The sequence below is a fragment of the Variovorax sp. J22R115 genome (genome assembly GCF_030317005.1).
GTDB lineage: Bacteria > Pseudomonadota > Gammaproteobacteria > Burkholderiales > Burkholderiaceae_C > Variovorax.
Genome location: NZ_JASZYM010000016.1, coordinates 90,915 through 103,763, shown reverse-complemented (window position 1 = coordinate 103,763; position 12,849 = coordinate 90,915). Strand labels below are relative to the sequence as shown.

At 65.5% G+C, this 12,849-nt stretch carries 12 protein-coding genes; 5 read left to right on the top strand and 7 right to left on the bottom strand.

Going from position 1 to position 12,849, the window contains the following annotated elements; translation table 11 throughout:
• Positions 1 to 282: 282 nt before the first annotated feature.
• Positions 283 to 1,203 (bottom strand): hypothetical protein, encoded by a 921-nt coding sequence (locus QTI04_RS26245; protein ID WP_286618086.1) that lies wholly within the window; start codon positions 1,201 to 1,203, stop codon positions 283 to 285.
• Positions 1,204 to 1,765: 562 nt separating this feature from the next.
• Between QTI04_RS26245 and QTI04_RS26240 the strand changes: the two genes are divergently transcribed.
• The 5 genes from QTI04_RS26240 to QTI04_RS26220 all read left to right on the top strand — a co-directional run bounded on the left by QTI04_RS26240 (position 1,766) and on the right by QTI04_RS26220 (position 6,387).
• Positions 1,766 to 3,091 (top strand): adenylate/guanylate cyclase domain-containing protein, encoded by a 1,326-nt coding sequence (locus QTI04_RS26240; RefSeq protein WP_286600675.1) that lies wholly within the window; start codon positions 1,766 to 1,768, stop codon positions 3,089 to 3,091.
• A gap of 67 nt (positions 3,092 to 3,158) precedes the next feature.
• Positions 3,159 to 3,413, top strand: coding sequence for a hypothetical protein (locus tag QTI04_RS26235; RefSeq protein ID WP_286600677.1), 255 nt, complete (start codon positions 3,159 to 3,161; stop codon positions 3,411 to 3,413).
• A 65-nt stretch (positions 3,414 to 3,478) separates the two neighbouring features.
• Complete coding sequence (locus QTI04_RS26230) at positions 3,479 to 4,384, top strand: RNA polymerase sigma-70 factor (protein ID WP_286600679.1); 906 nt, start codon at positions 3,479 to 3,481, stop codon at positions 4,382 to 4,384.
• Positions 4,385 to 4,494: 110 nt separating this feature from the next.
• Positions 4,495 to 5,250, top strand: a complete 756-nt coding sequence (locus tag QTI04_RS26225) for an SDR family oxidoreductase (RefSeq protein ID WP_286618085.1) — start codon at positions 4,495 to 4,497, stop codon at positions 5,248 to 5,250.
• Positions 5,251 to 5,367: 117 nt separating this feature from the next.
• Positions 5,368 to 6,387, top strand: coding sequence for an ABC transporter substrate-binding protein (locus QTI04_RS26220; protein ID WP_286618084.1), 1,020 nt, complete (start codon positions 5,368 to 5,370; stop codon positions 6,385 to 6,387).
• Between the two features lie 20 nt (positions 6,388 to 6,407).
• Here QTI04_RS26220 and QTI04_RS26215 read toward each other — a convergent pair whose 3' ends face one another.
• From QTI04_RS26215 to QTI04_RS26190, 6 genes are all read right to left on the bottom strand, one after another.
• Complete coding sequence (locus QTI04_RS26215) at positions 6,408 to 8,210, bottom strand: hypothetical protein (RefSeq protein WP_286618083.1); 1,803 nt, start codon at positions 8,208 to 8,210, stop codon at positions 6,408 to 6,410.
• A 72-nt stretch (positions 8,211 to 8,282) separates the two neighbouring features.
• Positions 8,283 to 8,984 (bottom strand): ABC transporter ATP-binding protein, encoded by a 702-nt coding sequence (locus QTI04_RS26210; protein ID WP_286600683.1) that lies wholly within the window; start codon positions 8,982 to 8,984, stop codon positions 8,283 to 8,285.
• Between the two features lies 1 nt (position 8,985).
• Positions 8,986 to 9,732: an ABC transporter ATP-binding protein gene (locus tag QTI04_RS26205; protein WP_286600684.1), complete on the bottom strand. Its 747-nt coding sequence runs from the start codon at positions 9,730 to 9,732 to the stop codon at positions 8,986 to 8,988.
• An 82-nt stretch (positions 9,733 to 9,814) separates the two neighbouring features.
• A complete protein-coding gene (locus QTI04_RS26200) occupies positions 9,815 to 10,765 on the bottom strand; it encodes a branched-chain amino acid ABC transporter permease (RefSeq protein ID WP_286618082.1) in 951 nt (316 codons plus the stop codon).
• A 1-nt stretch (position 10,766) separates the two neighbouring features.
• Positions 10,767 to 11,639: a branched-chain amino acid ABC transporter permease gene (locus tag QTI04_RS26195; protein ID WP_286600687.1), complete on the bottom strand. Its 873-nt coding sequence runs from the start codon at positions 11,637 to 11,639 to the stop codon at positions 10,767 to 10,769.
• 19 nt (positions 11,640 to 11,658) lie between these two features.
• Entirely contained in the window at positions 11,659 to 12,825 is a 1,167-nt protein-coding gene (locus QTI04_RS26190; protein WP_286600689.1) for an ABC transporter substrate-binding protein, read from the bottom strand.
• Positions 12,826 to 12,849: the final 24 nt, after the last annotated feature.

The window sequence follows — 12,849 nt, the reverse complement described above, 5'->3', positions numbered from 1 at the left end:
ATGGACTCGGGCGTACATCCGCGCAGATGCTGCTCGGCAACCCAGCCCAGCCACTCGAGAGTCACCGGCGCCTCTGCAGGCGCCGGTGCCGTGTTCTTTGCCGATTGAGAAGGGCGAGGCGGAGTCGGCGGCGGCGTCAGATCCGTCACGTTGATCCCCCGAGGCCGACGGTCGGTCCATTGAGACTGACAGGCATGACGCGCTCCTTCCAAAGGCTGACAGGGCAAGGCCAAGTGCCCGGATGCTAGCGGAGTGGCCGCGTTCCGGTTAGCTTCGACTGACTCAGGTCGATGGCATCTGCAGCAGCAAGCGCACCAACTCCGCCTGACGATGCGTCTGGGTCTTCTCGAACACCGATCGCAATTGGGTTCGGACGGTCGGCATCCCGAGCCCGGTTCTTGTCGCATGCTCTTCTGGCGTTCTGCCTTCGGCCATGGCGATGGCCACGGCAGCCTCCGCCTTGGTGAGCCCGAAGGTCTCATGCAGGATTCTCGGCGTGAGGTTCACGGGAGCGTCGCGCATCTGCGCTGTGATCATGACGTCGGCGCTCGAGAGCAAGAGGCCGAATTCGGAGGGCCGCTCCAGTCGTGCGATTCGGAGCATGCATGAATCCAGCCCGCTGCGCAGCCCCGAAATGGCGAGGTTCACCGCGCAGCCTGTGTCCATCACCCGCTTTATCGCTACTCGTAGCGTGCTGGCATTGTCTGGAAGAAGGGCGGCAAGAAACCCATTCTGCTGCGCAAGGCAATCCCGGCGTTTCAACAGCGCTTCGGCCGCCGGATTCAGGTGGACGATGCGCCTGAATGAATCCAGACCTATCAGCGCGAAGGCAGACGCACGGGACAAATGCGTGCCGAGGCGCAGGGATTCGGTATGCGCCCACAGTTGACAGGCTTTGCTGACGTGGGCCATGAGGCGCTGCCCGGTCGCGATGTCTGCTTCGGAGAATGCGCTCGGGCGATCCGCATTGCGAAGCACCGCCAATGCGGTCTCGTGATTGGAGTTGCTGAGTGTCTTGGTCCCCATCATGTACCGGTGGCCGCTCGGCAACAGGAAGTCCTGATAGAACTCGCTGCGCGCGACGTAGGCTTCGGAGAACAGGTTCTGGCACAGGAAAAGCTCCCCGACCGGAATCGTCTCGGCGAACTGCCTTCTCGGATCGATGCCGCCGTAATAGGCCGAATACTTCTCGCCTTGCGTCACGAATTCAGGATTCGAAAACAGGTTGAAGTCGGTCTCGAACTTGGTCTTGTTCCAGCCCAGGAAGTGAAACGAATCCGCGCCGACGAGAGGCATGATCGATGACAAGGCGTCATGCCACCGGTCCGGCGTCACCGCAGCTTGATAGAGGCCGAACACGGCCTCGACTTCCGTCGCGTGCTTGCTCATCGGGGTCCCTCCAGACGCTGGCAGTGGACTGCCATGACGTAGCTTGAGCACGGCAAACAAGGCACGATTCCGACCCTCAGCCTCCAAATACTGTGCACTATTTGCCTACAAAGAGGCGCAATTCTTTACAAATATGAACGCGACGCCAAGGGGGCTTCGGGGAGCACGTTGTTGATGTGCAACAAAGAAAGGGTCGTTCAAAAGACGTCGCGAGCGCTCGCTTGCATGGAGCTTCTTTGCTGGCGCGTGGGCATCGTTTACGGGGTAGGGGAAAGGGCGTAACCTTTCTTCAAAACCTGCGCGGCCGTAGCGGCAGACAACAGGCAAGCTTCAAACCGGCAACGCCGGAAGACCGAAGCTCTCAGGGGATGACTCCATGGTTCCCACCACCCACTACGCGAAGAGCGGTGGCGTCAACATCGCCTACCAGACGATCGGCAATGGCCCGCGAGACCTCGTGCTCGTTCCGGGATGGGTTTCGAACCTCGATGTCTTCTGGGAGGAGCCAGCGCTGGCGCGGATGTTCACGCGGCTGGCCTCGTTCTCCCGACTGATCCTGTTCGACAAGAGGGGAACGGGTCTGTCGGACCGCGTCAGCGACATGCCCACCCTCGAAGTCCGCATGGACGACGTGCGGGCGGTCATGGACGCCGTTGGCTCGGAGCGCGCGGCGCTGTACGGCTATTCGGAGGGCGGCGCGATGTGTGCCCTGTTCGCCGCCACCTACCCCGCTCGCGCTTCGGCGCTCATCATGTGCGGTGCCTTCGCAAGGCGCACTCGGGGGGCCGACTACCCCTGGGGCCTGACGAGGGATCAATTGCTCGTCGTTGCCGATCAGGTGGAGCGTGACTGGGGCGGCGCGGTCGGCATCGAGACACGGTGGCCGAGCCAGGTCGGGGACGAACGGTGCCGTCAATGGTGGGCGCGCTGGCTGCGCTCCAGTGCCAGCCCTGCAGCTGCAGCGGCGGTTTTGCGCATGAATCTGGATATCGATATCCGCCATGTGCTGCCCGCAGTACGCGTGCCCACCCTGCTGTTGCACAGCCGAAACGATCGCGTCATCGACTTCGGCGCAAGCCAGTACATGAGCGAGCAAATCGCCGGAGCGAAGCTGGTCGAACTTCACGGCATCGATCACGTCCCGTGGGGCTGCGATGGCGACGTCATTCTCGATGAGATCGAAGAGTTCCTCACTGGCGCCCGACTCGGCGTCGAGGCCGACCGGCTTCTGGTCACTGTCATGTTCACCGACATCGTGGGGTCCACGGAACGCGCCGCCGTCCTCGGCGATCGCGGCTGGCACGATCTGCTCGAAAGTCACCACGCATTGGTTCGCCGCGAGCTGGAGCACTTTCGGGGACGGGAGATCGACACCGCGGGAGACGGGTTCCTTGCCACCTTCGATGGCCCGGCTCGCGCAGTGCGCTGCGCGTGCGCCATCTCCCGCGAAGTCCGTGCGCTCGGCCTCGAGATCCGCGCGGGGCTTCATACCGGGGAGTGTGAGGTGATCGGTGACAAGGTTGCAGGTATTGCAGTGCATACGGGCGCGCGTGTGGCGACGCATGCGCAGACGGGCGAAGTGCTTGTTTCCAGCACGGTCAGGGATTTGGTGGCGGGCTCCGGGCTGTCATTTCTGGATCGAGGGATGCAGCGCCTGAAGGGAATCCCTGAGGAGTGGCGGTTGTTTGCCGTTGAGCAGTGAGGAGGTCGCCTCGGTCCCGGCGTTTTCGCGCATGATGCAGGCCCAACTCAAACCAAGGGGACTGCGAATGAGGACGCTCCTGCTTTCGGCTCTCATCGCCATCGCTCTCTGCGGATGCACGACGACCTCCTCGGACGTCGTGCTGCTGAAGACGGTGGTCGGACCGGCCCATTGCTCCGCACCGGCCAACGGTGCGTGCGCGAGCTGCGAGACGGCCTGTCCGGCGCTCAAGCAGGCGCTGTGCGTCGGCGGCTCCAGCGTGCTGGCGACCGACACTGCGGCGGCTTCGTGCGTCAAGCCGCCCTCGTGTGCCTGCCAATAGCATTCGAAAGCCGCGGCTGGTTGGACGGCTGTCACAAACCGGGGTGGCCGAACGTCTAGGCATTCATGAACGATACGACCGACACCTTCACGCGCCTGCGCCCTCGTTTGCAGGGCATCGCCTACCGCATGCTGGGCTCCTCCGCCGAGGCGGAGGAAGTCGTGCAGGACGCCTGGCTGCGCTGGCATGAGGCAGAGCAGGAGCGTGTGGACAACAGCGAGGCGTGGCTGGTCTCAGTCACCACGCGGCTGGCGATCGACCGGCTTCGCTCCGCCAAGGTCCAGCGCGAGCACTACATCGGCACCTGGCTGCCGGAACCCCTGCTGTCCGACTCGCCGAGCACGCCCGAGCAGATGCTGGAGCGTGCCGACGACATCTCCATCGCCTTTCTCGCCGTGCTGGAGCGCCTCGCGCCCGAGGCGCGCGCGGCCTTCCTGCTGCGGGAGGTATTCGACGCGGACTACGGCGAAGTGGCCGCGGCCCTCGGCAAGAGCGAGAGCGCGTGCAGGCAACTCGTGCACCGAGCCAAGGAGCAGTTGCAGGACAAGCGGCCCCGCCATGTCGTGCCTCGCGATACCCAGCTTCGGCTCTTGCAGGGCTTCGCCGATGCCGCGACGCGCGGCGAGTTCTCCGCGCTGAAGGCCATGCTGGCCGACGACGCGCAACTCATCGGCGATGGCGGCGGCAAGGTGCCGAGCTTCGGCGTGCCGCTGGTGGGCGGCCAGCGCATCGCGCAGCTCTACTATGCGACGAGCCTGCGGCATCACGAGGCGGTGCACTTCGAGGTCGTCATGCTCAACGGGGAGTGGGGCTTGCTGCGCTTCATCAACGGCGAGCTGGAATCCGCGCAGGCCATCGAAACCGATGGCGAGCGCATCCTGCGCATCCACGCGCAGCGCAATCCCGACAAGCTGGCACGCATCGTCGCCGCGCTCGGCGGGGATCCCGCCGCCGCGAATCGGCCCCACTGAGTTTTTTTCGCCGATCCGTCACAACCGGCCTTCGTCGCACGTCTTGCAGGTATGGATGGTCGAATGGGCTGCCGTCCTCCACCTCTCAACAACGTACTGAAGGACCTGACATGAAAGTCGTGATCGTCGGAGGCAGCGGCCTCATCGGAAAGAAGCTGTCGACCTTGCTGCGCCAAGCCGGCCACGAGGTGACGTCGGCGTCGCCCTCATCGGGCGTCAATACCGTGACGGGGGAGGGCCTCGCCCAGGCGCTGGCGGGTGCGCAGGTCGTCGTCGACGTTTCCAACTCTCCCTCGTTCGCAGACGACCAGGTTATGCAGTTCTTCCAGGACTCGACCCGGAACCTGCTGGCGGCCAGCACCAACGCGGGAGTGGGCCACTTCGTCGCGCTGTCCGTGGTGGGAGCGGATCGCGCGCCCGCCAGCGGCTACCTGCGCGCCAAGGTGGCGCAGGAATCGTTGATCGAAGGCGGAGGCGTGCCGTACACCATCGTGCGCGCGACGCAGTTCTTCGAGTTCCTGATGCCCATCGCCCAGGCGAACACCAGCGGGCAGACGGTGCGGCTGCCGACCGGCCCTCTCCAGCCCATCGCCTCGTCCGATGTGGCGGCGGCTCTCTCCGAGGTCGTGGGCCACGAACCATTGAACGGCATCAGGGACATCGCAGGCCCGCAAGCCGTTCCGCTGGATGACTTGATCCGCCACGTGCTGAGAACCGCGAAGGATGCACGCGAAGTCGTGACGGACCACGACGCCACCTACTTCGGAGCGCCGCTGACCGATGGTTCGTTGATCCCGGCCGGCAAACATTGGACGGGCAGGACGTCCCTGGACCACTGGCTGGCGGCCGAAGCAGACGCGCGCTGAGCGGATCCGACGCGTTCGCCCCCTCGCAAATCCTCGGCGTGAGCCGATTGACGGTCCCTATGTCGAGGCGTACCGTCCCAGCCGATGCCTGCCGGCATGCATGGGGGCGCAGAGATCATGATTTCCAGATCGCTCGATGCGAGCGGGAGGCTGAAGCGCCGAACTGCCTGCGCCGCGCTGCTCCCTCTGCTGACGCTGCCTCGGAGGAGCCTGGCCCAGGTCTTGGGCCGCCAGGCTCGCGTCGGGCTTCTGATCGAGCCGGCTCTCGATACCGGTATGCAGCGAGCGGTTGTCGAACCATTTCGCCAGGGTCTGCGCCAGTTGGGGTACATCGAGGGTCAGAACATCGTTCTCGAGGTCCGGTCAGCCGACGGCAAATTCGAGCGCCTGCCTGAACTCGCCAATGAGTTGCTGCGGCTCGAACTCGATGTCCTGGTCGCGGCGTTTCCCGCCGCAACTTACGCTGCCAAGAATGCAACCCGCACACTACCCGTGGTTGCCGCAAGTATCGAGAACCCGATCGTGATGGGCCTCGCGGTGACGATGGCGCGTCCCGGCGGCAATATCACCGGGATCAGCGCGTACGGACAGGAGGTCGTCGCCAAGCGCGTGCAGCTTGTGCACGAGTTCGTGCCAACCGTGCGCCGGATCGGGATCCTGGCCAATCCCAATGCGGGCCCGTTCACGGGCTTGGACCGCGAGATCGCCAAGTGGGAGCGTACGCTGGGCGTGCAGATCAGTGTGTATGAGGCGCGAGGGCCTGACGATTTCGAGGGCGCGTTTGCGGCCATGGCGCGCGAACAGGTTGGTGGCCTCGTCGTTTTCGCCGATAGCAACACGTACACGCATCGGGTGCGACTCAACGAGTTGTGCCTGCAGCGGCGCATGCCCTCCGTGTGGGGCGGCCGCGATTTCCTGACCGGAGGCGGCCTGGCCTCGTACCAGTCGGATTTCCCGGCCATGTTCAGGCGTGCGGCCTCCCTCGTCGACAAGATCCTCAAGGGCGATAAACCGGCCGAAATGCCCTTCGAGCAGGCCACCAAGCTCGAACTGGTGATCGACAAGCGGGCCGCCAAGGCGCTCGGCATCACCGTGTCGAAAGCGCGTTTGATGTCGGCGGACGTGGTTCTCGAATAGATTCCTGCTGACAGCGACCCTCAAAGCCGCGCCAGATCCGGCCCGCCACGCGGCCCGAACCACGCGCGCTCATAGGCCCCCTTCGCTGCCCGTTCGGCCGATGCGTCGCCCCTCTTGCGCTCCACCTCCACCAGCCCCGCGAGCGCCCAGCCGTTGTTGCGCACGTGGACCAACGAATCGCGAAACGCCTGCTGCGCCTCGTCGAGCTTGCCCTGGCGCAGCTTCACTGATCCGAGCGACTGTCGCACCGGGTAGTACCAGTAGGGCGGTTCGGTGTAGGGGATGGTGTCCTCGATCTTGATGGCGTCCGAATAGAGCTTGGCCGCCGTATCGAGATCGCCGTTCGCGTCGGCGAGCCGCGCCGCAGCCACGAGGCCCGCGGTGCGGATGATCTCCCTCGCGGGTAGCGCCCACGCCTCGAAGGCCTTGTAGTCGGCCGTGCGCTCGATGTTCTCGATGGCGTCGATTTCCTTCTGCGCGCCGGCCTTGTCCTTCTGCGATGCGAAGGCGACGGCGCGCGCATAGTGGTACATGGTCGAGACCAGTGCGGCGTCGTCGCTCGGCGGCGAGAGCTGGAGGATGGTGTCCGCATCGCTGAAGCGCGCATGGGCCGCGAACGGGGCGGACTTGATCGGCTGCAGGATCGGGAACGCCTTCACCAGCTCCATCGGGACCGAGGCGTCCAGCTTCTTCGCCGACTCCACGGCGGTCTTGCCGTCGCCGCCCATCTGCGCCGACACCAGCACGAAGTGGATGTTGTGCGGGTAGTAGGCCGTCTTGTAGATCGGGTCCGACGGCGAGGTCTTGAAGTAGTTCTCGTCGACCTGGGCCGCCTTGCGGTTGAGCGTCATCGAGTCGCGGTACATGCCCACGCGGTAGTAGATGTGCGCGGGCATGTGGACGATGTGGCCCGCGCCCGGCATCAGCGCCGCGAGGCGGTTGGCGTAGGGCAGGGCCTTCTCGGGCTTCGTGGACGCTTCCATCGCGTGGATGTACAGATGGATCGCGCCCGCATGCGCCGGGTCGCGACCGAGTACGGTCTCGAGCGTGCCGACGATGTCCGCGCCGCGCCCCTTCGCCTTGGCGCCGCCGGCTTCCCAGTAGTCCCAGGGCTGCGTGTCCATCGCGGCTTCGGCGTAGAGCGTCAGCACCGTGTTGTCGGAGGGAAAGGCGGTCGCGACCGCCTTCATTGCATCGGCATACGCCGCATCGAGCGGCGCGCGATCGGGCGGAGGATTCGCGGCATAGCGCTTTTCGAGCGCACCGATCAGCGCCTGTTCCTTCGCGGTGGCGTTGCCCTTGAGGGCGACCGCCTTGCCCAGGGCCGCCATGGCGGGCGCGTTGGCCTCCGGCATCATCGGAACGTTGATGTTGGTGCCGAGCACATAGGCTTCGCCCCAGAAGCACATGGCGCACTGGGGGTCGAGCTTCTGCGCGGCCTGGAAGGCACGCTGCGCCTCGGCGTGGTTGAAGCCGAAAGCCAGTCGCAATCCTTGGTTGAAGTACGCCTGCGCCTGGGCGTTGCGGGTCGTGATGCGGAACTGGAGCGAGCCCAGGTTCTTGTAGAGCGGCGGCTCGCCGCCGGCCGCGTCCGCTGGCGGCGCAGTCTGGTTCGCGACGCGGATCAGCGCTTTCAACAATTCGGGGGGGCCGGAGACGACCGGTCCACAGATGCTGCCCGTGGGCGACAGCAGTGGGTCGAACCCGTCAGCGGCGCGACCGGCGTTGACACCGTCCGCCACCAGCAAGCCGGTTGAAGCGAGGATGCAGGCGGACGCCGCGTAGACGCGCCGACGCGGCATAGGAGATCGATGCGAAGGCATGGCGTTCCTCCTTGGAGCGCCGAATTTTGGCACTCGATGCGGGGCTCCGCAATCGAGCTCCGCGCCGGCGGATCACACGCCCAGCAGTTCCTCCAGCACATCCGGCGCAGCCACCAGCTCCGCAGAAGCGCCCTGCCGCACGATGCGGCCCTTCTCCATCACCACCGCCCGGTCGGTGTGCGCGAGCACCTTGCGCCAGTCGCGATCGACGATCAGCGTCGCGATGCCCGTCGCGCGGATGTCGCTGATCACGCGCCAGATTTCAACCACGATCAGCGGCGCGAGTCCCTCGGTCGCCTCGTCGAGAATCATGAGACGCGGGTTGGTCATCAGCGCGCGGCCGATGGAGAGCATCTGCTGCTCGCCACCCGACAGTTGCTGGCCACCGTGCGAGAGGCGCTCCGTCAGCCGCGGAAACGTCGCCATCACGCGGTCGAAGGTCCAGTCGCGCTTGCCGTCGATGCCGGCGCGCGCGCTCATCACGAGGTTCTCGCGCACCGAGAGGTTCGGGAAGATGCCCCGGCCTTCAGGCACGTAGCCGATGCCGCGGCGCGCCATCTTCTCCGGCACCCAACCGGTGACCTCCTGGCCGTCGAGCCGCACGTGGCCGGAAGCCGGGCGCACATAGCCCATCAGCGAGCGGATCAGCGTGGTCTTGCCCATGCCGTTGCGGCCGAGTAGGCCGACGGACGTGGCGGCGGGAATCTCGACATCCACGCCGCGCAGGATGTGGCTGTCGCCATAGTAGGTGTTGAGGCCTTCGATCTGGAGCATGTCAATGTTCCTCACCGAGGTAGGCCGTGCGCACTTCGGGGTTGGTACGGATCGAAGCGGGATCACCCGTCGCGATCACCGTGCCGTTGACCATCACCGTGATGCGGTCGGCAATGCGGAACACCGCATCCATGTCGTGCTCGACAAGAAGGATCGCGTGCGAGGCCTTCAGGCTGGACAGCAGCCCCAGCATGCGCTCGGTCTCCTCGGCGCCCATGCCGGCCAGCGGCTCGTCGAGCAGCAGAACGCGCGGATTCGTGGCAAGGCACATTGCGACTTCGAGCTGGCGCTTGGCGCCGTGGCTCAGCGTTCCGGCGATGCGATCGGCCACAGCGTCGAGTCCGGCGGCCGCGAGCGACTCGCGCGCGGCGGCATTGCTCGTGGCGCACTGCTTCGACGATTGCCAGATGGCCCATGGCCGCGGCGTCGCGGCCTGCGCGGCGAGCCGGCAGTTCTCGAGCACGGTGAACTCCGGAAAGATCGTGGTGCGCTGGTAGCTGCGGCCCACACCGGCCAGCGCGCGGCGGAACTGTGCGCGCTGCGTGATGTCGGCGCCGTCGAGCGAGATGCGGCCGTCGGACGCGCTGATCTCGCCCGAGAGCATGTTGATCAGCGTGGATTTGCCGGCGCCGTTGGTGCCGATCACGGCATGTACCTCGCCCCGGCGCAGGTCCAGCGTCACGGCATTGACGGCGACGAGCCCGCCGAAGCGGCGCGTCAAGGTATCGACTGCAAGAAGGGTGGTCATACAAGCCCCCAAGCTCGGCACTTTGTGTCCTCGCTGCCCCCCGAGGGGGTGCGAGCTTGCTTGGGGCGGCCCGGCGCCGCGCTCATGCGGCCCCCTTCGGCGAAATGCGCGACGCAATCCCGATGATGCCCTTGGGCAGCAACGCGACGAAGGCGATGATGGCGAGGCCCAGCGTCAGCTGCCAGTGGTCGGCCAGCGGCCCGACGATGGCATGCGTGGACAGCAGTTCCTTCAGCAGCGTGAAGGCGACGGCGCCGATTACCGCGCCGCGCAGATGGCCGAGGCCGCCCAGGATGATCATCAGCAGCACCTCGCCCGAGTTGTGCCATGCGAGCAACTCCGGGTTCACCACGCCGTCGCGCGACGCCACGAGAAAGCCCGCGAGCCCTGCCAGCGCGCCCGCGATCACGAAAGCCGCGAGCTTGTAGCCGTACACCGGAAAGCCCGTCGCGCGCATGCGCTGCTCGTTGACGCGGATGCCCGCCAGCGCGGCGCCGAAGCGCGACCGCCGGATCAGCGCGAGAAAGCCGTAGGTGCCCGCGAGGGCGGCCAGCACGAAATAGAACTGCACGCTGCGGTTCTCCATGTCGAGCGCGCCGAGGGCAGGGCGGATGTACATGTAGATGCCGTCGCTGCCACCGCCCAGCGCGGTGTCGTGGAATACGAAGAAGGCCATCTGCGCGAAGGCCAGCGTGACCATGATGAAGTACACGCCGCGAGTGCGCAGGCTCAGCGCGCCGACGACGAGTGCATAGGCTGCCGCCGAGCCCATCGCCAGCGGCAGCAGCAAGGCGATCGAGCCGCCGTCCTTGCCCGAACCGAGCACCGTGGCATACGCGCCGATGCCGTAGAAGGCCGCGTGGCCCAGGCTCACGAGGCCGGTCATGCCGACCAGCAGTTCGAGGCTCAGCGCGAAGATCGAAAGGATCATCACCTTCACGACCAGGTCCGAGAGATAGGGGCTCAGCATCGGGCCGAGCAAGGCCAGCGCGATGGCGCAGAGCAGGGGGATGAAGTGCGAGATGCGTTGCATGTCAGACCTTGCGCCCCATGAGACCTTCCGGGCGCCAGATGAGCACGATGGCCATCAGCACATACACCCCCATGCCGCTCAGTTCGGCGAAGAAGACCTTGCCGAAGGTATCGACAAAGCCCACCAGCAGCGAAGCCACGAGGGCACCGGTGATCGACCCGATGCCGCCGATCACCACCACCACGAAGCAGATGATCAGCACGCTCGCACCCATGCCCGGATAGACGGAGGACATCGGCGCCGCAATCATCCCGGCCAACGCCGCCAGCGCCACGCCGGCCGCGAAGACGATGCGATACAGCCGGCGGATGTCGATGCCCAGCCCGCGCACCATGTCGCGATTGCTCGCACCGGCGCGGATCATCATGCCCAGCCGCGTGCGGTTGACCACGTAGTACAGCGCGACCGCCAGCACCACGCACGCCGCCGAAGCGAAGAGCCGGTACCACGGGTAGCTCATGAGATCGCCCAGCGCGAAGCTGCCTTCGAGCCAGGGCGGCGCCTTCACGCCGTGCACGTCATTGCCGATCAGAATTGAACGCAGTTCCTCGAAGACGAGGATCAAACCGTAAGTCATCAGCACCTGCTGCAGATGGTCGCGCTGGTAGAGGTAGCTGAAGAAGGCCCACTCCAGCACATAGCCGAAGACGGCGGCGAGCACCACGCCCGCCACCAGCATCACGATGAACTGGTCGCCGAACAGCGGCGACAGCGCGAATGCCATGTAAGCGCCGATCATGTAGAAGCTGCCGTGGGCGAGATTGATCACGCCCATGATCCCGAAGATCAGCGTCAGCCCGGAGGCGACGAGGAACAGCAGCAATCCGTACTGCACGGAGTTCAGGCACTGAACGAGAAAGGTACCGAAGTCCATGCAGTCTCTTCGTTGACGATTAAAGCTTGCAGCCGCGGGCGGGGTCGGCCAGATTTTTCACGGCGATGTTGACGACCTTGTTCTCGTTGCCTTCGACCTTGCGCAGGTAGATGTCCTGCACCGGGTTGTGCGCCTTGTTCATCGTGAAGGCGCCGCGCGGGCTGTCGATCTTGGCCTTCTCGATGGCGGAGGCGAACTCGGCCTTCTTCGAGATGTCGCCCTTCACGGCGCTGAGGCCGACCGCGAGCATCTGCGCCGCGTCGTAGCCCTGCACCGCATACACGTCAGGCTGCAGCTTGAAGGACTTGGCGTAGGCGGTGCGGAAAGCGGTGTCACGCGGCGTGTTCAGGCCGTCGGCATAGTGCAGCGTGGTCTGCATGCCTTGTGCGGCGGCGCCCTGCGCTTCGAGCGTGCCGTCGGTCAGGAAGCCGGGGCCGACGAGCGGGATGGTCTTGTTGAGGCCGGCCGCCGCGTAGTCCTTGACGAACTTGACCGCGCCGCCGCCCGCGAAGAAGGCATAGACCACATCCGGCTTGGCCGCTGCGATCTCGGTCAGCAGTGCCTGGAACTCCACGTTCGGGAAGGGCACGGTGAGCTGCTTCTCGACCTTGCCGCCGGCCTTCTCGAAGCCTTCCTTGAAGCCCGCCACCGACTCGTCGCCGGCCGCGTACTTCCAGGTGATGGTCATGGCCTTCTTCTTGCCATCCTTGCCGGCGACTTCACCCATTGCGTAGGCCGGCTGCCAGTTCGAGAACGAGCTGCGGAAGATGTTCTGCGCGCACATCGGGCCCGTCACGGCGTCGGCGCCGGCGTTGGGCACGATCAGCACGGTGCCGCTTTCCTTGGCGGCCTTGGCCATCGCCATCGCGACGCCCGAATGCACGGTGCCGATGATGACGTCGACGTTGTCGCGCTTGATCAGCTTGTTGACGTTGTCTGTGGCCTTGGCCGGATCGGATTCGTCGTCGACCTTGACGAACTCGATCTCGCGGCCGCCGAGCTTGCCGCCCTGTTCCTCGATGCGAAGCTTGAAGCCGTTTTCAATGGCCACGCCCAGCGCTGCGTAGGTGCCGCTGAACGGAAGCATCAGGCCCACCTTCAGCTTGCCCTGTTGGGCATGGCCCAGCGTGGCGATACAGGCCAATGCGAGGGCTGTCAGCGTGGTGCGTGCGATGCGGGTGCTCATGGATGGGACTCCTTGTTGAAAAAA